Here is a 19,921-nt window from a genome sequence, read left to right on the forward strand (position 1 = left end):
CGAGATCAAACGCTCGATGCGGCCCTGTGCAACAAACCGCCCCGATCACGCAAAAGGCCGCAAGCGCCACCGCCGGACTCGAAATGCGTTTCGGCAAATTCTTCTTGAGGCTCCGCGTGAATGCGAATGACCTCGCGTGCGCCGCCCTACGGTTGGGGCCATGCAGCGACAGCCCTACGTGAAACGGCGGCGGTCACGCCTCTCCTACCAGCTGGCCTACGCTCTGCGCCACCCCGGCAAGGTCTGGCCGCACCTGCGGCGGATGACCCGTGACGCGCGGCTGCGGGCGACGACCGCCGATCACGTGTCCTACTACCGCGAGGTCATGCGCGCCGACATCGCGGAGATGAGCGCCGACGGCGCGATCGGCAGCCACGGCAGGGAGAGCTGGCTGCGGATCGGCAGGATGCAGTTCGACTACCTGCGCGCACACGGCCTCACGCCGCGCGACCGCGTCCTCGACATCGGCTGCGGCAACCTGCGCCTCGGCTGGCGGCTGATCGAGTATCTGGAACCGGGCCACTACTACGGCGTCGACATCTCGCCCGAGATCCTGCTCGCCGCCGCGGACACGGTCGCCCGGCGCGGGCTGCAGTCACGGCTGCCGCACCTGACCGTGGTGGACGACCTCACCTTCGCCTTTCTCCCCGACGAGCACTTCACCGTGATCCACGCGCACAGCGTGTTCTCCCACAGCCCGATCGAGGTGATCGACGAGTGCCTCCGGCACGTCGGCCGCATCCTGCACCCGGACGGGTTCTTCGACTTCACCTTCGACCGTACGGAGAAGGCCGAGCACCATGTGCTGCGCGAGGACTTCTACTACCGGACGGAGACGCTCGTGAACCTCGCCGAGCGGTACGGCCTCACGGCGAGGTTCATGGACGACTGGGAGCGGACCCGGCACAAGCAGTCCAAACTACGCGTCACACGCTGAGACCGGCGACTACAGCGTCGAGCAGACCGTGCCGTTCAGGCGGAAGACCGTGGGGGAGGGATAGGCCCCCTCGTTGGCGCCGACGAACCCGAGGGTGACGGATCCGCCCGCCGGGATCGTCCTGGTCTGCTCGTTGGGAACGACCCGCACGTCCTGTCCCTGCGATGTCCCCTCAGATGTCCACGTGCCGCCCTGCCCGCTGCCGACGCGTTCCCCGGCGACCGGGAAGCGGAACGCCAGCGACCAGTCGGACACGTCGTCCGCGCCGCGGTTGGTGACGGTGACCGTGGCGGTGAAGCCCCGCCCCCAGCCCTGCGTCACCCGGTAGCGGACCGCGCAGGCGCTGTCCTGCGGCGTGGGTGCGGTGAAGGTCACCGGCGCGGACGGCCGCGACAGCCGTCCGGCCCGGTCCCTGGCCAGCACGTTGACCGTGTAGGAGGCGCCGGGCTCCAGGCCGCGCAGCGTGAGCGAGGTGCCCCGGGTCGTGCCCAGCGGGACGGTGTCCGTGCCCGTCTGCTGGTACACCTCGTACCTGTCCGCGGTGGGACCGGCCGGAGGCCAGCTCACCGTGATGCCGCCGGGGACACCGCGCGCTGTCGGCGTACCCGGGGCCGGTGCGGGCTTCGGGCCCTTCTCAGCCCGCACCGTCATCGTCGTGATCGAGTACGGCGGAAGCGTCCGGGTGTACGCGTCGCCCTGCTCGGCCCGGACGATCGCGGTGGCCCCCCGGGTGAAGGTGTACGTCACCGGGCTCCGGCCGGAGGGGGTGAACCCGGTGTAGCGGAGCCGTACGGGATAGGCGGTGCCCGGATCCTTGTTGATCATCACGACGGCCAGGTCGCCGTCGGCCTGCCGTACGGCGTGCACGGCCACCTTCGGTCGGCTGGAGCCGGCCCTGACCAGGCTGTCTCCCGGCCCGGCGGCCGTCTGGAGGATCTCGATGCCGTGGTAGGCGGGGAACGGCGTGTTGAGCGGCGGCTCGCAGACGCCGTCGGCGCACTGGCCGAGTGACAGGAAGCCGATGTCCTGGTAGTCGGTCTCGCCGTCGATCGTGCCGACCTTCTCCAGCGCGTTGTGGGTGTCGAACCAGTCCACGGTGAAGACGCCGTTCTCCAGCGCGGTCAGGTAGGCGTCGGCGGCGAACAGCCCGGCCGCGTGCGTGTTGCGCCCGATGTTGGAGGCGACCTCGGTCAGCGCGAGCGGAACGTCGCGCCCGCCCAGGGCGGCGACGTCGGCCCGCACCTGGGCCAGCATCTCGGCGAGCCCGGGAGGAGAGGCCAGCAGCCCGGCGACGTCGCCGCTGGTGTCCGGGATGCTCGTGCCCGGATACCAGTGGACGGTGAAGAAGTCGATCTCGGGTGCCACCGCCGGGATGACCGTGTGGTTCCAGTTCGCCGAGTCGCCGGCGGCGACCACGCCGTCCGGCCAGCTCCCGGGGATCGTGAGCACCGCCCCGATTTTGATCGTGGGATCGACGGCCTTCATCGCGCGGACGAACTCCAGGGTGTTGCGGGCGTACGCCGCGGGGCTCTTGTCCGCGTGGTCGTCGGTCTCCCAGGTGGCGCCGTAGTAGCCGTTGCCGTAGAGCTCGTTGCCGATCTCCCAGTACTTCACGCCGTACTTCTTGGTCACGTTGGCGTACCGGACCCATCCGGCCGCCTCCTCCGGGGTCCCGGTGCCGTAGTTGGCGATCACGACGGCCTGCGCGCCGGCGTTCCTGACCGTGCGCATGAACGCGTCGAATCCCGTGTTCGGCGCCACGGTCCCGCCCGGAACCGTGTGGGTCTCCCAGTGGTAGAGGTCGCCGTACGACCCGCCGGGGTACCGCACCGCGGCGATGCGCGCCCGCTTGTACAGCCGCGCCACCTCCGGGTCGTTCATGTGGGAGTCCCAGACGGCCGCGTTGGCGCCGTACGCCGCCTCGTGGACGGTGCCGAGCCCGGCGTGCGCGTTGACCGAGACCTCGACGGCGTCGCTTCTCGGGGGCGGCGGATCCTGGGCGGGGTCCGCCGCCGCGAGCAGGGAGGCGGCCAGGGCCGCGGCGAGCGGGACGGCCAGGGCTCTTCGCATCGATCACTCCGGGGTCGAAGGGGACCGGTTCGTGGCGTCAGGCCCCGACGATCACCCGTGATGATCTCCCGGTCAAGTGCGCGGAACATCACCCCTGATCAGTGCGCGTGGGTCTTTCATCGGCGGTCTCCCGTCGTGCCCTCGGGCAGTGTGTCGGCGAGATAGGCGCCGAGGTCGGGACGGCCGGGGGCGAGCACGTGCCGCACCCACGCGTCGCGTTCGTGCAGGATCGGCGGCAGCTCCCAGACACAGCCGATGAGCGGGCGTTCCGGCCGGATGAAGTGGGTGGGATCCCGGTCGGGGCAGCCGAGCGCGGGCTGACCGGCCACCGCGTTGCCGTAGTGCAGGGCGTTGTCCCACGCCCAGGTGTAGGCGTTGATGTAGGCCCCGTCGTCCCCACCCCTGTGCAGGACGACGAAGGCGGCCGGGGGCGTGCCGTCCGGTTCGGGCAGCAGCTCGGGCAGGACGGCGTACGCCGCCTTCTCGACCTCGGGGTCGATGCCGACCGGGTCGGCGGTGACGTGGTAGCGCTTGACGTGGTAACCGCCCACCTCGATCGGGGGCGGCACGAACAGCAGTTTCTCCGCGAAAGCCATGACGGGACGGTAGGACCGCTTCACTGACACCCTCCGGCAGTGAAATCGTGGCGATGTGCGCGCGTCCCGGCTGCTGTCGATCCTCCTGTTGCTGCAGTCGCGCGGCCGGATGACGGCCCGGCAGCTCGCCGCCGAGCTGGAGGTCAGCGTTCGCACGATCTACCGGGACGTCGAGTCGCTGCACGCCGCCGGCGTCCCCCTGTACGGCGAGGCCGGGCACGAGGGCGGCTATCGCCTGATGGACGGCTTCCGCACCCGGCTCACCGGCCTGACCGAGCGGGAGGCGGGCGCGCTGTTCCTGGCCGGGCTTAGGGGACCGGCCGCGGACCTCGGCCTCGGCGCTCTGCTGGCCGCGGCCGAGTTGAAGATCGAGGCCGCGCTCCCGGCCGGTCCGCGGGAGGAGGCGCGGCGCGTGCGGGAGCACTTCCATCTCGACGCGCCCGGCTGGTACTACGACGGCGACCGGTCGTCCCACCTGCCGGAGGTCGCCGAGGCCGTCTGGAACGCCCGGGTCGTCCGCGTCCGCTACCGCCGCTGGACGGAGCCCTGCGAGGTCGAGCGGAGGCTGGAGCCGTACGGGCTGGTCCTGAAGGCGGGGAAGTGGTATCTCGTGGCGCGGTGCGACGGCGCGTTGCGCACCTACCGCGTCGGCCAGATCCTCGCGCTCACGGTGACCGGCGAGACGTTCGAGCGCCAGGAGGGCTTCGACCTGGCGGGACACTGGCGCGAGCACCTGGCCGGCTTCCGGTCGCGGCTGTTTCGCGGGCACGCGGTGATCCGGCTGTCCGAGCGGGGCCGGGAGCGGCTCGGGGAGGTCATGAGCTCGGCCGTCGCCGGCGCCGTGGCCGAGACGGCGGGCCCGCCGGACGAGCGGGGCTGGATCACCGCCACCGTGCCCATCGAGTCGGTGACGCACGCGCGGACGGAGTTCCTCAAGCTCGGGGCCGAGGTGGAGGTCCTGGAACCGGCCGAGCTGCGGCACGAGATGGCGGTGACCGCGCACGCTCTCGCGGGCCTCTATCTGCCGCCTTCGCGGCTTTGATGATGAAAAGCGGCCTTAATTCGAGGTGAGCCCCGACAAAAGCTGATAGCAACTCGGCGAGCGCCCTGACAGGGGTGGGTTCGAGTTCTATCCTTGACGGCGTCACTGACAGACTTCTCGCGACTTGCGGGAGAAAAAGTGCCCAGAACCACGCGTACGCCGCGAAGGGAGAAAGCGCGAAGCGAGGGCGCGCGAGTGGACGGGCTTCGTGATCCGGATGTCGAGACCTTCGTCGGCGCGATGGGAACGCGTATCCGCGCGGACGCCGAGACGGTCGGAGTCGACCTCCGGACCCTGGAGATCCAGGTAAGACTGCACCTGCCCCGGTTGAGCAGACCGGCCATCGCCGGCTGGTCTCCGGACAAGGTGTACGAGGAGATACGGCTGCAGGCCGTCGTCCGGGCGGCCCAGGTGCGCCAGTCCGCGCAGGACGCGGCGTACCAGGCCCATGCCTCCGTCCTCCTCAACGTGAACAAGGCGCACCGGGACCTGAGCCTGTCGTTCACCGACGGCTACCGCACCTGCCTGCGCTTCGCCGAGGTCAGGCCCAGCGTGGGCCATCTCGTGCAGTCGAGGCTGCACTACCTGCACAGCGAGAGGGCCGACACCGTCGCGCAGTTCGGGCTCTTCCTGCCGGGCGCGACGATGCCGCTCACGTACGCCGCCTTCTCGCGCTGCGACCGCCAGTACGTCCTGGACGCGCTCACCGGGCACGGACTGGACGTGAATCCGGACCGGATAACGGTGCTGACACGAATGCACGGGCTGGCGGGAATTCCGGCGAACCTCATGAGCCTGACGATCGCGCGCGCGGTCCGGGAGATCAGAGCGGAAAACGCCGGGGATTATGTCATCACCGCGTACAACCCCATGCTCGGATTCGACGGCACCGCGTTCCTCGCGTCGGGATTCACGCCGATCGCCCTGTCACCGGTGGCCTATCGCTACGACGACAAAGGCCTTTTCCAGACGCGCCGGATATCTGGTGATTCGGTGCCGCAACTCCTGGACACCCCGGACAACGTGCTCATGGTCCTCGGCATCACCGCGGCGGCGAAGCGGTGCGTCGCCGGGATCGGGGACCTGATCAGGGTGCCGCACCGGACCCACTCGGGCGGCGACCACGTGAGACCCGTCAAGGCGGACTTCACCGCGCCGGAGTGGACGGACCGCCTGCACGGATACCGCCGCATGCTGGAGCCCTGCTGGTCGGACCGCACGGCCCATCCGCGGTATCAGGAGCCGCCGGTCGCGGCGGGCGATCCCCGGGGGCAGTGCGGCGTCACCTCCGTCTGGCTCGCCCGCAGGCTCCGCGCCGACCTGCTGCTCGAACCCGTGTACTGCTACGGGCGCCTGCGGGTCGGCCGCGACGACGCCGAGGACGTGAGCCACCACTGCTGGGTCGAGATCGGGCCGTCCCACGACCCGCGGCGGTTCGTCATCGACCTCACCGGCGACCAGTCGGAGGGCGTACGCGAGCCGATCATCCTGGGCGAGCACCGGGCGCTCGCGGAGCGGGGGCTGCGGTACGAGACCGCGACGCGCCTGCGCCTCGACGAGCTGCCGAAGGACCGGGTGTGGCCGCGTTTCCTCGCGATGGAGGACCGCCTGCGGGAGGTGCCGCGATGAGGGCGCGGGTCGCGGAGAGGGCGCCCGGCATGACCGGGGTCCGGCCCTCGGTGCTGCTGCTGTCGTCCGACAGCAGGAGGAGGTACGCGGAGGACGTCCTGACGGCGCTGGCCCTGCCCCGAGGGGCGATCATCCAGTTCCGGTACGAGACCGACTACGTGGCGGGCGTTCTGCAACAGGCGATCGCGGACGGCTCGGCCGTCGGGCGGCGCTGCCTCGTGGCCTTCCTGGCGGACCGGGAATCGCCCGAGGCGGAGCCGTTCGTCGTGCCCGTGCGCTTCGCCACGGTCGTGACGACCGCCTGCGTCGCCGACATGGCCGTGTTCCGGCTCAGGGTGGACGACTACGCGAACCTGGAGGAGTTCCCGCTGGCCGAGGCGGAGATCAGGGCCAAGGGCGGCTGGTTCGTGGACAGGCTCGCGGAGGCCAACGGCGGGCGCTGGTATCCGGCCACCACCCGATTTCCCGACCTCCACCTGCACGAGCGGCCGGACGGCGACCCCGCCGCGTGGCTCGGGGTGGCCCGGCGGCTCGCGCGGCATCCCACCTTCCGCTCCTCCTGCTTCGTCCGTACGGAGGAACCGCTGCTGAGCGGGGACAGGACGGGCGCGCTCGACGCCGAGGGACGGCTGCACCTGAGCGACGGCGACACGGTGAAGATGCGGGTCAGCTTCTACTCCGAGGGCTACACGCCGGCCGCGAAGCGGCTCGTCTGCGCGACCGACGGCACCTTCCTGAAGATCGCGTCCGACGACTCCTACGACGTGGCGTCGCGCTACGACACGGTGGAGTTCTGGCTGCGGCCCGAGATGCTGGGCTTCGACGCGCTCGCGCGGGTCGGGATCAGGCTGGCCGTCGACACCCGGGCGGGCCCGGCTCCGCCGGGCGACTCACTGACGACGAGCGCCGGGTTTCCCGTGGTCGTGCGCCGCTCGCGGTCGCGCCTCCTCACGCGGGTGTCGGCCAGCGCCGCCGGGGCCTTCCTCGTCGCCCTGCCCGCCATACTCGGGCCGGGCGCCGACCTGCCCTGGAGGGTGCTGTCCGCCGTCTGCGGAGCGGCCCTGCTCGCCGTCGCGAACATCGTCATCTCCCACGGCAGGTGACACCCCACCGGAGAACAGGTGCGGGCGCCGCGCGAACTCCCGGCACAGCTCGTCGAACAACGGCAGCAGTGCCGGGCAGCTCATGCGTATCTTCCGCCTGGCCGTGATCTCGGTGCGTTTGTACGCGGCCCAGGTCGGGCGCAGCGGGTGATGGTCGGCCAGCAGCACGTTGACGTGGGGGAGCAGCTTGTCCAGCGCGTAGACGAACCTGCTCTCCGGGTCGCGCTGCGCCTTGTAGCCGTACAGGTCCTCGACGAGCCAGGGAAACGTCCGGCCGAAGTCGCGGGTGATGATCTCCCGTGCCTCCTCCTCGCGTACGGCCTTCTTCTCCCGTTCCGCCGGGCCCGCGTAGACCGACACGTCTCCCGCGTGGACCTCCGGCAGGTCGTGGACCAGCGCGTACCTGGCGATTCGCCCCGGGTCCAGGGTCTCGTCGATCAGCGGGGCGAGGCAGACCGCGGCCAGGCCCAGGGCGAAGGAGTGCTCCGCGTCGTTCTCGCGCCGGGTGACGTCCTGCGGCACGACCGAGGAGCGTTCGATCACGCACGGCGGGAAGACCAGTTCGCGCATGAGAGCCATCAGCGTGCTCGCGCCGACCCGGGGGCCGGTGGTTTTCGCGTCGTCCCTCGCCATCGGGCCGCCTCGCATTGTTCGCCCGTACGCGGCCACGGCGTTTCGCGCACGGCCTTCTCGCCAGAGTAGCTGAGCATTCATCGACGCAGCGGGAAGTATTCCCTAGTGAATAGTCACCGAAAGCCGAATGCGTGTTCGGTAATCGGCATTTCCGCATTTCAGGCCGCATAATCCCGGAGCGTTATCGAGGTGGCCGCCTTGGTGCTCATCTTGTCGAGCACCCGCGCCAGCGGCCCGGCGGTGAGCATCCGGTAGGTCAGGTTGCGCCGCCGGATCGCGCCCCGTGTCGGCGGGGCGAGGAAGGGGCCCGCGTTGCCCGCGACCCGCTGGCACGCCTTGGCGAACCCCCTGATCAGTCGCTCGTACTCCGGGAACGCGGCGCGGTGGTCGCCGCGGGCGGCGGCCAGCTCGCCCGCCAGCACGTACGCGGCCACGACGGCCATGCCCGCCCCCATGCCGCCGCAGGTGGCGCCGTAGCCGGCGTCGCCGAGCAGCGCGATCCGCCCGTGGGTGTAGTGGTCCATGTGGACGAGGCTGATCGAGTCGAAGTAGAAGTCGGCCGCGTCGGGCACGGCCTGGAGCAGGCGGTGGGTCTCCCAGCCCGCTCCCGCGAACGCGTCCAAGAGGATCTTCTTCTGCTGCGCCACGTCGCGGTGGTCGAACTCCAGCCCGTCGGCGCGGAAGACGCACATCACCCCGGCCGTGCCGGCGTCACGGGTGCTCCCGGCCGATATGCCCCGGCCGGGCTCGTTGTACAGCAGCGCCTCGCGGACGAGTCCGAGATGGTCCGGCGCGCTGAAGATCGCGACATGGTAGCCGGACGGCCGCACGAACCGGGACTCGGGGCCGAAGGCCAGCCGCCGCACGTTCGAGTGCAGGCCGTCCGCGCCGACCACGAGGTCGAACGTCCGGGGCGCCCCGCGCTCGAAGGTCACCTCCACCCCGTCCGGGGTCTCGGTCAGGGACGCGACGGAGTCGCCGAAGACGTACTCCACGTCGTCCCTGGTCCGGTCGTACAGCACGCGGGCGAGGTCGCCGCGCAGGATCTCCATCTCGCCGCCGGCGAACTCCGCCGGCAGCGCGACGACCTGGTCGCCGCGCCAGTCGACCACCCGCAGCGGGCCGGGGTCGGTGCGCAGGCGCCGGATCTCGTCCAGGACGCCCATCCGCCGCAGCACGTTCATGTGGACCGCCCCGCGGAAGTCGACCGCCTGGCCGCCCTCCCGCAGGGCCGGGGCCCGCTCGACGACGGTGGGGGAGAAGCCGTGCCGGCGCAGCCAGTAGGCGACGGCCGGCCCGGCGATGCTCGCGCCGGAGATCAGGACGGACGGGGTCTTCATGTGCGCTCCTCTGGATCGAGGGGCCGCGAGGTGCCGCGGCCCACGAGAGGAGCGTCGGCCCCGGCGCTGACCGATCGCCCACCGCCCGCCCACCGCCCGCCCACCGCCCGCCCACCGGGCGCTGACCGGCCGTCGCCGTCACATGTTGATCATGTGTCCGGCCAGGCCGTGGATCGCCTCCTTGACCGCCTCGCCCAGCGTCGGATGGGCGTGGACGTTGCGCGCCACCTCGTGCACCGTGAGGTCCCACTGCTGAGCCAGGGTCAGCTCGGGCAGCAGCTCGGTCACCTCGGGCCCGATGAGGTGGGCGCCGAGGATCTCGCCGTACTTCGCGTCGCTGAGGACCTTGACGAACCCGCCGGGGTCGCCCAGCCCGTGCGCCTTGCCGTTGGCCGTGAACGGGAACTTGACCACCTTCACGTCGAAGCCCTGCTCGCGCGCCTGGGCCTCGGTGTAGCCGAAGCTCGCGATCTGCGGCTGGCAGTAGGTCGCCCGGGGGATCATCACGTAGTCGAGCTCCATCGTCTCCGCGCCCGCGATCGTCTCGGCGGCGATGACGCCCATCGACTCGGCGGCGTGGGCCAGCATGAGCTTCGCGGTGACGTCCCCGATGGCGAAGATGTGCGGCACGTTGGTGCGGCAGCGGCCGTCCACGGCGATCGCGCCCCGCTCGGTCAGCCGTACGCCGGTGTTCTCCAGGCCGTATCCCTCGACGCGCGGCTGGAAGCCGATGGCCTGCAGCACCTTGTCGGCCTCCAGCACGGAGGTCTCGCCGTTCCTGGAGACCGTGACCCGCACCTTGTCGCCGCTGTCGTCGATCGACTCGACCCGGGTGGAGGTCAGCACCTCGATGCCGAGCCGCCGGTAGCGCCGCGCCAGTTCCGCCGACACCTCCTGGTCCTCCAGCGGGACCATCCGGTCGAGGAACTCGACGATCGTGACCTTCACGCCGTAGTTGTGCAGCACGTACGCGAACTCGACGCCGATGGCCCCGGCCCCCGCGATGACCACACTCTCCGGCAGGGTCTCGCTGAGGATCTGCTCCTCGTACGTCACCACGCGCTCGGACAGGGACGTGCCCGGCAGCAGGCGGGTCGTCGCCCCGGCCGCGATGATGCAGTGGTCGAACGTCACCGTGCGCACCGAGCCGTCCGCGCCGCGCACCTCCATGGTGTCCGGGCCGGTGAAGGCGCCGCGTCCGTCGTACTCGGTGATGCCGTTCTTCTTCATCAGGTAGTGGACGCCCTTGACCCGCCCGTCCGCGACCTGCCGGCTGCGGCGGAAGGCGGCGCCGTAGTCGAGGGTGATCGGGCCGTCCGCCCGGATGCCGAACGTCTTGGTCTCGTTCGTCAGGATGTGGGCGAGCTCGGCGTTGCGCAGCAACGCCTTCGAGGGGATGCAGCCCACGTTGAGGCAGACGCCGCCCCAGTAGCGCTCCTCGACGACCGCCGTGCTGAGCCCGAGCTGGGCCGAGCGGACCGCGGCGGTGTACCCGCCGGGCCCGGCGCCGAGGACCACGACATCGTAATGATCGGTCATGCACCGGACCCTACGCCGCCACGACGGCCCGGCCCGCGCGGGGTCCGTCCTCCCCTGCGCCGGATGGACCGGGCCGTCGCGGGTAGGGGCGTCGTACGTCGACCAGAGGGAGGAGTGACGGACCATGAGTGAGTTCGAGCGTTCGCGCAGGATGCCCGCGCCGGCCGACCAGGTGTTCCGCCAGGCGTCCGACGTCGGCAAGCTCGATCTCTGGATGCCTCGCGACCTGCACGTCCGCGCGGAGGAGCCGCCCGCGGTCACCGTCCACGAGGACGAGACGGGGCAGGACGAACGCGCGCTGCTGCGGGCCGAGCGGGAGCAGCTGCGGATGGAGTGGGGCACCCGTGACGTGGACCGGTACGCCGGATGGCTGCAGGTGGCCGGCATCGACGACGCCAGCAGCGACGTGACGGTCCACCTGTCCTTCTTCGACGAGGGGCACACACCCCCGGCCGAGGCGGTGGAGCACGCCCTGGACGAGAGCCTCGAACGGCTGGCCGAGCAGGTGAGCCAGGCGGCCTGACCGCCCGGGCGATCCACTCGCCCTGCACGGCGGCCTGACCGCCCGTCGCTACCGGGCCTGCCCGGCGGCGCCCGGGCCGTCGGGCTCCTCCGCGGGTCCCTGACCGGTGGCCGGAGGCGGGGTCGGGGCCGGGGGTGGGGCGAACGCCGAAGCCCGGGCGCCGGCCAGGCCGAGCACCTGGCGTATCCACGTCTCCAGGCCCGTCGGGTCCGGCGGCGCGAGAGGATCCGGCGGCGCGAGAGGGTCCTGCCGGCCGTGCTCCCCGTGCCCTCGCCCGGGATCCGCCGCGGTCACGTCGTCATCCCAGGAGGGCGGGGGCCAGCAGCCGCAGATGCTCGACCTGGACGTCGACCGAGTCCGCGAGCGGCTGGACGCACACGTGGTCCGCCCCCGCGTCGTGGTGGGCGCGTACCCGCTCGGCGATCGCCTCCGGCTCGCCCCGGGCCACGATCGCGTCGACGAGCCGGTCGCTTCCCCCGTCCGCGAAGTCGTCGTCGGAGAAGCCGAGCTCACGGAGGTTGTTCACGTAGTTGGGCAGGGCCAGATAGCCGGCGGTGTACTCGCGGGCGATCTCCCGTGCCCGGCCTGCGTCGGTCTCCACCACCACCGCCTGCTCGGGCGCCAGCACCGGGGCGGGGCCCAGGATCTCGCGCGCCTTCGCGGTGTGCTCGGGCGGCACGAAGTAGGGGTGCGCGCCCTGCGCGCGCTCGGCCGCCAGTTCGAGCATCCCGCGCCGCAGCGCCGCCAGCAGCCGGGGCGGCGTCTCGGCGAGCGGCGCGCCGAAGGACGTCTGGTCCATCGCGTCGAGGTAGTCCCGCATGTACGAGAGCGGTGCGGAGTAGTCGTGCCCGCGACCGGTCACCAGGGGCTTGTGACTGACGCCCAGGCCGAGCACGAACCGCCGGTCCCACGCCTCCGCCAGGGTCGCGGCGCCGTTGGCGGCGGCGACGGCGTCGCGGCCGTAGATGTTGGCGATGCCCGTGGCGACCCGCAGCCGCCCGGTCGCCGACAGCAACAGCGCGGCGTGCGTGAACGCCTCCCGACCCGCGGGGGTCTCGCCGACCCACAGGGCCGGGTATCCGAGCTCCTCGATCTCCGCGGCGGCCTTCCTGACCCGGGCCGCCGGGGTCACCGCCAGAGAGGACAGCCACACTCCCGTACGGCCGAGGCGGCGCCTCAGCTCGGCCACGTCGACGATGGGCGGTTGCGTGCGCTCGGCCATCCGGACGGCTCCTTGTCTGTCGTGAAGTCGGGTTGTGGTGAGATCGGGCGGGGCGGTTCGCCGGGGACGTCCCCCACGGGCCGGACGGCTTCGCCGGCGGGCGTCGCAGCCTCAGCATCGCATCGCACGCGCCGGGGACCTCGGCACCTCCCTCGCGATCGGTTCACGTGTCGGCACGCGCCGCCGCAGCCGTGCGGCTTACTCCGATTTCCCCGAGTCCGGCGGTTCATCCGCATAGGTCACTCGTGTGTCCTGAGGGAGCGGCGAGGTCGTTGTGGCGGAACCCATGAAACGGCAAAGCCCTGTCCCGGATCTTCGCGTCCGGCGGCGGGGCCGGCGTCACCGCGTGTCTCCTGGGAGCCGCATTGCTCACTTCCCAGGAGGCCGAACATGAGGAAACTGCTGTATGCCGGCGCGGTCGCGATCAGCCTGCTGGCCGCCGGATGCGGCGGTGCCGGCGACGAGGGCGCCAGCCACGTCGCCAACGACCAGCTCAACGAGTCGCAGACGCCCGAGACCTCCGAGAGCCCCTCGGGGACGACGCCGTCCGCGGGCGTTCCGGCGTCGCCGACCTCCCCCGTCCAGGCGTCCCCCACGGGGCCCGCGCGCATCGACGCGGCGCCCACGTCGCTCGGCAGCGTGCTGGTCGGCGTGGACGGCCGCACGGTGTACCTGTTCACCAAGGACAAGGGCGGCGCCGCCACCTGCACGCAGGCCTGCGCCGCCGCGTGGCCGCCCGTGCTCACCGCGGGCGCGCCCCAGGCCGGCACGGGCGCCCGCGCCAACCTGCTCGGGACGATCCGGCGGGAGGACGGCAGCACCCAGGTGACCTACAACAAGCACCCGCTCTACTACTACGCCAAGGACCAGAAGGCCGGGGACGTGCTCGGCCAGGACCTGCACGACTTCGGCGGCGAGTGGTACGCCGTCACGCCCGAGGGCAAGAAGGCCAAGCGCTGACGCCTCGGGCGTCCCGGACCGCGGCCGTGCCGCGACCAGTACGAGGCCGGCGCCTTCCGGGGCGAATGACCTCACCACTACTACCTCTCGAACCGATCCGCCCTCCCGTACGGCTCCCCGCCCGCCGTACTGGAGGGCGGATTCGTCTGCTCTTCAGATCGAGGAGCGCGTCAAAACCGCCCGGAGCCCACTAGGCTTAGCACCACTCCGCCCTGTGTCCGCGGCCGCTTCATCATTTGAAAGTGGGCTCGCGATGGCATCGGACGCGTCATCCGTTCTCGAGAACGTCCTCACCGGCATGGCCGGCCTGTTCGGGGTCGACGGCGCCGCGTTGATGCTGCTCGACGGTCAGGACCGCCTCCGCGCGGTCGGGGCGACCGACGACGACGGCGTACTGCTGGAGTCCGCCCAGGAGTCCGTGGGCGACGGCCCCGCCATCGAGAGCGCCGCCAGCGGCGGCCTCGTCGCGATCCACGATCTGCACGCCGCGAGCCCCATGGGGTTCCCGCACGTGGCCGTCCACGCCCCGCCGGTCCGGGCCGTCCTCTCCGTACCGCTCATCGAGGATCGCGAACTCATCGGCGTCCTGGACTTCTACGCCCGCGACGGGCGGGTCTGGGACCGCGCGGAGGCGCAGGCCGGTTCCCGTCTCGGCGAGCTGATGGTCATCGTTCTCCAGGTCCTGGCCGAGAGCAGGACTGATCGAGCCCCATTCGGGCAGTTGTGATGGCCGAATCGGCACCTCTCCCACAGGCCACGGCGGTGCGAGGTGAGGTTCACGAGAGGATACGGAATGACCCATATCGATCCTGAGGCTCTAGTCGCCAGCCTGAGACGTCTGCAGAAGGACAGGGCGGCGACCGGGATCGTGCACCACCTTGAGCGCATCGTCCAAGTGGTCGACCGGCTTTTCGGATACTCCGGCGCCGGCCTGATGTTCGCCGAGGAGGACCGCACACTCCGCTACCTCTTCGCCACGGACGAACGCGGCCGCAGCCTCGAACGTGCTCAGGCGGTGACGAGCCAGGGCCCGTGTGTGGCTGCGTACGTGGGCGACACCGCGGTGACGACGTCCGACGTGCGTGCCGACCGGCGGTGGCCGGCCCTGCGTGAACTGCTGCACCCCGAGGTGCGCGGGGTGGCGGGAGTGCCGATCCGGCTCGGCGGCGTGCCCGTGGGCACCCTGAACGTCTACCAGGACGCGCCGCACGAGTGGCAGGAGAGCGACACCCAGGCCCTCCACGCGTACGCCCACGTGATCGAGCAGGTCCTCGTGGCGTCGATGGAGGCGGACGAGAAGGCGGTGCTCGCCGACCAGCTCCAGTACGCGCTGGACTACCGCGTCGTGATCGAGCGTGCCATCGGCTACCTCATGGGCAAGCACGATCTGACGGCGTCACAGGCGTTCACCGGGCTGCGCAAGCAGGCCAGGGACAGCAGACGGAAGGTATCCGAGCTCGCGGCGGAGCTGCTGGGCGAGCAGAACCCGAGGAATGTTGCGAATCCAGACCACGTCGTCTGAAACCGGCATCCACGTATCCGTGAGCGGCGACCTCGACATGTCGGGGGTGCCGGAGTTCCGTGCCTGCCTGCGGCAGACGCTGGGGACGTACCGGCCCGGGCACGTCGAGGTCGACCTCGCCGGGGTCGGCTTCCTCGACTGCGCGGGCGCGCGGAGCCTCCTGTGGGCCGACGCGTGCGTGCGGGAGTGGGGCGGCGGTGTGACCTTCGTCCGCCCCACCCGGCTCGTGCTGCGGCTGCTGCGGCTGCTGGGCTTCGACGCGACGCTGTCGATCCGTACGGCGTCACACGTGCCGCTGCCCCAGCCCACGGCCGAGGCCCGGCCCCGGCCCAACTGACCGGCCGTACGCCGCGTGACCGGCGTGCGGTCCCGGACGAGCCGTGACCGGGCGATAGTCTTGCCGTGATGTATCGACTCGTGTTCACGCAGGTCCTGAGCCGCCTCGACGCCGAGGCCGTCCACCACCTCACGATCAGGCTGCTCCGCCTGCTCGGGATGTTCCCGCCCCTCGTGCGGCTGCTGCACCGGCTGCTCGCGCCGAGGGCGGAGTCGCTGCGCGTGCAGGCGTTCGGCGTCCACTTCGCCTCGCCGTTCGGGCTCGCCGCCGGGTTCGACAAGGACGCCGGATGCGCCGAGCCGCTCTCGGCGCTCGGATTCGGGTACGTCGAGGTCGGTACGATCACCGCGCACGCCCAGCCCGGCAACCCGCGGCCGCGGCTGTTCCGGCTGCCGGAGAGCCGGGGGATCATCAACCGGATGGGTTTCAACAACGCCGGGGCGGCGGCCGCGGCCAAGCGGCTGCGCAGGGTGCGGCACATCCCGGCCGTGGTCGGCGTCAACATCGGCAAGACCAAGGTCGTGCCCGAGTCCGAGGCCGCGCGCGACTACGTGGACAGCGCCCGCAGGCTGGCGCCACTCGCCGACTACCTCGTGGTCAACGTGAGCTCGCCCAACACCCCCGGCCTGCGCGACCTGCAGGCCGTGGACCGTCTGCGGCCGCTGCTCGCGGCGGTCAAGGAGGCGGCCGGGCGCACCCCGCTGCTCGTGAAGATCGCGCCGGATCTGGCGGACGAGGACGTGGACGCCGTGGCCGAGCTCGCCACCGAGCTCGGGCTGGCGGGCGTCATCGCGACCAACACCACGATCAGCCGCGAGGGCGTCGCGAGCACCGAGGCGGGCGGCCTGTCCGGGCGGCCGCTCAAGGTTCGCTCCCTGGAGGTGCTGCGCCGCCTGCGCCAGAAGGCCGGCGACCGGCTCACGCTGGTCTCCGTCGGCGGCGTGGAGGACGTCGACGACGTCTGGGAGCGGCTGCTGGCCGGCGCCACCCTCGTGCAGGGATACACCGGCCTGATCTACGAGGGCCCCCTGTGGCCGTCCCGGATCAACCGGCAGCTCGCCTGCAGGTTGCGGCGGCACGGCTACAGCTCGGTCCGCGAGATCGTCGGCCGCACCGCATGAGTTCCCTCACCCCGGATATGGAGATCGTCATGAGTGTGAAGACCTACACCGTGCAGGGCATGACCTGCGGCCACTGCGTGAGTTCGGTCAAGGAGGAGGTCGGTGAGATCGCCGGGGTCACCGGCGTCGAGGTCGACCTGGACAGCGGCCGCCTCGACGTCTCCGGCGACGTCGCCGACGACGCCGTGCGCAAGGCCGTCGAGGAGGCCGGCTACACCCTCGCCTGAGCCCCGGCCGCGCCCTTGTCGTGATCGATAAGGTGTCCGGCATGGGCGTCCTGGTCGACTACTTCACCGCTGATTCGGACCGGTCGGCCCGGCGTGCCCTGTCCGGTGGGCCGGGGGCGGCCGGCCTGCCGTACGTCGACTGCAAGGGATGGCTCGACGAGCTCGACACGCTGGTCGCCGAGCTCAGCGGACGCGACCTCAGCGAGTTCGGCGACACCGAGGCGGTCGTGGCGGACGACGAAGAAGGGCCGGCCTTGGACCGCATGGCGGCCGGCACCGTCGAGGCGCTCGCCGCCGTCGACGACGCCCGGCTGCGCGAGTACGCCGATGAGGAACTCCTCGTCGAGTTCGAGATCCAGCGGGTCACGGAGCTGCGCGACCTGGCCCGCACGGCCGTACGGCTCAACCAGGGCATGTATCGCTGGATGTGCCTCTGAGCGCCTCGAACAGCTCCTGGCGGAGGGCGGGCGGCAGCCTGCGGCCCATGTCCAGCGGGCTCACCACCGCGTGGTCGTCGTTGTGCTTCACGGCGCCGCCGGTGAGGAACTCCAGGCTGAGGCGGGCCTCCTCCCGGTGCTTCTCGTCCGGCCAGGTCTCCACGAGCGGCAGCACCGCCGTCACCCGCGCGCCGACGCGGTCGAGGAGCGCGTAGCCGGGCGGCCAGCGCTGCGCGTGCAGGTCGATGTGCTTGAAGGCGACGTAGTCCAGCTCGGCGGCGGTGAAGTCGTTGCCGGTGAACGCGTTGCGCTCCCTGCCCAGCGCGCTCTCGTGCCGGATGGGTCGGCCCCAGAAGTTGATGTCGTGGAGCCGCCCGGAGAACACGCAGCCGACGAACTCGGCCTCCATCGTGAACGTCTGCCGCCGCAGCCGGGAGCGGTCGAAGACGCATCGTTCGAACCGGACGTTGCCGAAGGACGTGAGCGGCGCGAAGCGCGTACGCCGGAAGACGCAGTCGCGGAAGACCGACTGCGGCCACCTGCCGCCCCGCCACGTCCGCCGGAGGCCGGTGCCCATCGACAGGTTGTCGAACGCGGTGCCGGAGAAGTCGCAGCGGTCGAACTCGCTGTGGTCGACGAAGACGTCGGTGAACCGCATACCGGAGAAGTCGACGTTCACCAGCCGTGCCCGGTCGAAGGTCACGCTCGACGCGCCGGGCGGCAACTCGAACCGCTGGTCGTGCAGCTCCCCGCGGGCGATCCAGTTCTGCCGCCACTCCTCCGCGCTCGGCCGGAGGCTGAACCGCTCGGACGTGCTCATGCCCGCCGCTCGCTACGGCCCGTGCCCGGAGGACACGCCGCGATCATGTCCTCCGAAAGTACGAGATCATGCATGGGCGGAGTATCACAGCCCGCCCCGACAAAACTGCCAAGCGAGCGGCCCCCACGCATGAGCGCCATCTACGACCAGGCCGACGGCGAGCGGATCGCCGTGGCGGACAGCGGTGACTCGGTGAGCATCGTCAACCGCTCCGCGAGGATCGTCGTCGCCAAGAAGGACGCCCGCCGGCTCGCCGAGCGGATCCTCGCCGCGGCGGGCCGGATGGCCGTCGTCCTGTTCCCGCCCGCCCTGCGGAAGGACACCCTGTCGGTCTCCGGCACCTCCGGACGGTGGAAGGTCCGCGTCTCACCCAAGAACGGCGCACGCGTCCTCGTGGAGACCGACCCCCAAGGTCTCGGCCCGGACGAGGCCTACGAGCTCGCGGCCGCCGTCGCGGTGGCCGCCCGCCACATCGGCGACGCCGCGCACGCCGACCAGCTCCTCACGACGAGGATTCGCGAGGTCATCGACGCCCACCAGGGCCTGGACGCGGAGAAGATCGCCGCCGCCGTCGTCGCCGAGGTCCTCGACGGAACGTGACACCCCGGTAGGCCGCATCCCGGTACACGGAGTGCGGCCCGCCCGCCGGCGCCGGGCGGGGGGCACACCGGGGAAAGCCGGTTGCGCCCCGGGACGCGGCCTGCGGACGATGTCGGCTGTGGGAGACGGGCACGTACGCGGACTGGAGCTGTCACGGCGGTTCTACGAGGAGGCGGTGGCACCGCTGCTGGCGCGGCGTTTCGGCGGCCTCACGCACTCGGCGGCACTCGTCGGTCCGGGCTCGGAGGTGCTCGGGTACGACACCGAGCGGTCCACCGACCACGACTGGGGTCCGCGGCTGCAGCTGTTCCTGAGCCCTGCGGACGCCACCGCCCACGGCGAGGCCGTGGACGCCGCGCTCGCCGAGAGCCTGCCGCCGCGGTTCCTCGGCTATCCCACGAGCTTCGGCGCTCCCGGGGCCGACGGAACCCGGCGCCTGGAGGCGACGGACGGGCCGAGCCGGCACGGTGTGGTGGTGGCCGATCTGACCGCGTGGCTCACCGGGCACCTCGGGTTCGACCCGGCCGCGGGCGTCGGCCTCTCCGACTGGCTGGCGACGCCGACCCAGACGCTCGCGGAGATGACGTCGGGAGAGGTCTTCCACGACGGCCTGGGCCTCCTCCTGCCCGTCCGGCGGCGCCTCGCCTGGTATCCCGGCGACGTCTGGCGCTACGTCCTGGCCTGCCAGTGGCGGCGGATCGCCCAGGAGGAGGCGTTCGTGGGCCGAGCCGGCGAGGCCGGCGACGAACTGGGCTCCGCCGTCACCTGCGCCCGTCTGGTGCGTGACCTCGTCCGCCTCGCCCTGCTCATGCACCGCCGCTATCCGCCGTACGGCAAGTGGCTGGGCAGCGCCTTCGCCGGCCTGCCGTGCGGCCCGGACCTGGCGCCGGTGCTGAGGGCGGCCGTGTCGGCTTCCGGCTGGCGGGACCGCGAGCGCTACCTGGCCACCGCCTACGAAGCCCTCGCGGCCCTGCACAACGGCCTCGCCCTCACCGCGCCCGTCAATGCGTGCACCCGGCTCTACCACGATCGGCCGTACCTGGTGCTGCGCGCCGAGCGCTTCACCGAGGCGCTGCTGGAGACCATCGCCGATCCGGAGGTGCGGCGGTTGCCTCTCATCGGCGCGGTGGACCAGTACGTCGACAGCACCGACGTGCTGTGCGACCGGCCTCGTGTGCGGCGCGTCGCCGACGCGGCGCGTCGCCGACGCGGCGCGGCGTTGAAGGCGGTGTGGCGTTGAAGGCGGTGTGGCGTTGGAGGTGG

21 protein-coding genes are annotated in these 19,921 nt (G+C 71.6%); 13 read left to right on the top strand and 8 right to left on the bottom strand.

From position 1 onward, the window contains the following. The first annotated feature begins 160 nt into the window (after positions 1 to 160). Positions 161 to 937, top strand: a complete 777-nt coding sequence (locus HHX30_RS11070) for a class I SAM-dependent methyltransferase (protein WP_169981790.1) — start codon at positions 161 to 163, stop codon at positions 935 to 937. 9 nt (positions 938 to 946) lie between these two features. On the opposite strand, the gene HHX30_RS11075 is transcribed toward HHX30_RS11070, so the two are convergent. Further along, a complete protein-coding gene (locus HHX30_RS11075) occupies positions 947 to 3,007 on the bottom strand; it encodes a cellulose binding domain-containing protein (RefSeq protein ID WP_211591852.1) in 2,061 nt (686 codons plus the stop codon). Positions 3,008 to 3,123: 116 nt separating this feature from the next. Then, complete coding sequence (locus HHX30_RS11080; RefSeq protein WP_169981791.1) at positions 3,124 to 3,603, bottom strand: hypothetical protein; 480 nt, start codon at positions 3,601 to 3,603, stop codon at positions 3,124 to 3,126. A gap of 55 nt (positions 3,604 to 3,658) precedes the next feature. On the opposite strand from HHX30_RS11080, the gene HHX30_RS11085 reads away from it, so the two are divergent. Next, positions 3,659 to 4,645: a YafY family protein gene (locus HHX30_RS11085; RefSeq protein ID WP_169981792.1), complete on the top strand. Its 987-nt coding sequence runs from the start codon at positions 3,659 to 3,661 to the stop codon at positions 4,643 to 4,645. A gap of 195 nt (positions 4,646 to 4,840) precedes the next feature. Beyond that, positions 4,841 to 6,274: a hypothetical protein gene (locus HHX30_RS11090; RefSeq protein ID WP_169981793.1), complete on the top strand. Its 1,434-nt coding sequence runs from the start codon at positions 4,841 to 4,843 to the stop codon at positions 6,272 to 6,274. Between the two features lie 890 nt (positions 6,275 to 7,164). On the opposite strand, the gene HHX30_RS11095 is transcribed toward HHX30_RS11090, so the two are convergent. From HHX30_RS11095 to lpdA, 3 genes are all read right to left on the bottom strand, one after another. Then, entirely contained in the window at positions 7,165 to 8,010 is an 846-nt protein-coding gene (locus HHX30_RS11095; RefSeq protein WP_169981794.1) for an HD family hydrolase, read from the bottom strand. 158 nt (positions 8,011 to 8,168) lie between these two features. Next, positions 8,169 to 9,350 carry an FAD-dependent monooxygenase gene (locus HHX30_RS11100; RefSeq protein WP_169981795.1) on the bottom strand — a complete coding sequence of 394 codons (1,182 nt, stop codon included), beginning with the start codon at positions 9,348 to 9,350 and terminating at the stop codon, positions 8,169 to 8,171. A 138-nt stretch (positions 9,351 to 9,488) separates the two neighbouring features. Further along, positions 9,489 to 10,889, bottom strand: coding sequence for a dihydrolipoyl dehydrogenase (gene lpdA, locus HHX30_RS11105; protein WP_169981796.1), 1,401 nt, complete (start codon positions 10,887 to 10,889; stop codon positions 9,489 to 9,491). A 124-nt stretch (positions 10,890 to 11,013) separates the two neighbouring features. Between lpdA and HHX30_RS11110 the strand changes: the two genes are divergently transcribed. After that, complete coding sequence (locus tag HHX30_RS11110) at positions 11,014 to 11,412, top strand: SRPBCC family protein (protein ID WP_169981797.1); 399 nt, start codon at positions 11,014 to 11,016, stop codon at positions 11,410 to 11,412. Positions 11,413 to 11,460: 48 nt separating this feature from the next. On the opposite strand, the gene HHX30_RS11115 is transcribed toward HHX30_RS11110, so the two are convergent. Together HHX30_RS11115 and HHX30_RS11120 are read right to left on the bottom strand one after the other, a co-directional pair. Further along, positions 11,461 to 11,706 (bottom strand): hypothetical protein, encoded by a 246-nt coding sequence (locus HHX30_RS11115; protein WP_169981798.1) that lies wholly within the window; start codon positions 11,704 to 11,706, stop codon positions 11,461 to 11,463. A gap of 4 nt (positions 11,707 to 11,710) precedes the next feature. Next, on the bottom strand, positions 11,711 to 12,634 hold the full coding sequence (locus tag HHX30_RS11120) for a TIGR03620 family F420-dependent LLM class oxidoreductase (protein WP_169981799.1): 924 nt from the start codon (positions 12,632 to 12,634) through the stop codon (positions 11,711 to 11,713). A 390-nt stretch (positions 12,635 to 13,024) separates the two neighbouring features. Between HHX30_RS11120 and HHX30_RS11125 the strand changes: the two genes are divergently transcribed. The 7 genes from HHX30_RS11125 (at position 13,025) to HHX30_RS11155 (ending at position 17,238) form a co-directional block, all read left to right on the top strand. After that, positions 13,025 to 13,594: a hypothetical protein gene (locus HHX30_RS11125; protein WP_169981800.1), complete on the top strand. Its 570-nt coding sequence runs from the start codon at positions 13,025 to 13,027 to the stop codon at positions 13,592 to 13,594. Between the two features lie 253 nt (positions 13,595 to 13,847). Beyond that, positions 13,848 to 14,321 (top strand): GAF domain-containing protein, encoded by a 474-nt coding sequence (locus HHX30_RS11130; protein ID WP_169981801.1) that lies wholly within the window; start codon positions 13,848 to 13,850, stop codon positions 14,319 to 14,321. 66 nt (positions 14,322 to 14,387) lie between these two features. Beyond that, positions 14,388 to 15,116: a GAF and ANTAR domain-containing protein gene (locus HHX30_RS11135; RefSeq protein WP_169981802.1), complete on the top strand. Its 729-nt coding sequence runs from the start codon at positions 14,388 to 14,390 to the stop codon at positions 15,114 to 15,116. A 19-nt stretch (positions 15,117 to 15,135) separates the two neighbouring features. Further along, positions 15,136 to 15,453, top strand: coding sequence for an STAS domain-containing protein (locus HHX30_RS11140; protein ID WP_169981803.1), 318 nt, complete (start codon positions 15,136 to 15,138; stop codon positions 15,451 to 15,453). A gap of 68 nt (positions 15,454 to 15,521) precedes the next feature. Next, positions 15,522 to 16,574: a quinone-dependent dihydroorotate dehydrogenase gene (locus HHX30_RS11145; protein WP_169981804.1), complete on the top strand. Its 1,053-nt coding sequence runs from the start codon at positions 15,522 to 15,524 to the stop codon at positions 16,572 to 16,574. Positions 16,575 to 16,603: 29 nt separating this feature from the next. After that, positions 16,604 to 16,801, top strand: a complete 198-nt coding sequence (locus HHX30_RS11150; protein WP_169981805.1) for a heavy-metal-associated domain-containing protein — start codon at positions 16,604 to 16,606, stop codon at positions 16,799 to 16,801. Positions 16,802 to 16,842: 41 nt separating this feature from the next. Then, on the top strand, positions 16,843 to 17,238 hold the full coding sequence (locus HHX30_RS11155) for a hypothetical protein (RefSeq protein ID WP_169981806.1): 396 nt from the start codon (positions 16,843 to 16,845) through the stop codon (positions 17,236 to 17,238). Here the strand turns inward: HHX30_RS11155 and HHX30_RS11160 are convergent. Continuing rightward, positions 17,204 to 18,058 carry a pentapeptide repeat-containing protein gene (locus tag HHX30_RS11160; RefSeq protein WP_169981807.1) on the bottom strand — a complete coding sequence of 285 codons (855 nt, stop codon included), beginning with the start codon at positions 18,056 to 18,058 and terminating at the stop codon, positions 17,204 to 17,206. The genes HHX30_RS11155 and HHX30_RS11160 overlap by 35 nt on opposite strands. A 129-nt stretch (positions 18,059 to 18,187) precedes the next feature. Between HHX30_RS11160 and HHX30_RS11165 the strand changes: the two genes are divergently transcribed. Together HHX30_RS11165 and HHX30_RS11170 are read left to right on the top strand one after the other, a co-directional pair. Then, positions 18,188 to 18,658 carry a hypothetical protein gene (locus HHX30_RS11165; RefSeq protein WP_169981808.1) on the top strand — a complete coding sequence of 157 codons (471 nt, stop codon included), beginning with the start codon at positions 18,188 to 18,190 and terminating at the stop codon, positions 18,656 to 18,658. A gap of 109 nt (positions 18,659 to 18,767) precedes the next feature. Next, complete coding sequence (locus tag HHX30_RS11170) at positions 18,768 to 19,898, top strand: DUF4037 domain-containing protein (protein ID WP_169981809.1); 1,131 nt, start codon at positions 18,768 to 18,770, stop codon at positions 19,896 to 19,898. Positions 19,899 to 19,921: the final 23 nt, after the last annotated feature.

It is taken from the genome of Microbispora sp. H10836, from assembly GCF_012999525.1.
Lineage (GTDB): Bacteria > Actinomycetota > Actinomycetes > Streptosporangiales > Streptosporangiaceae > Microbispora.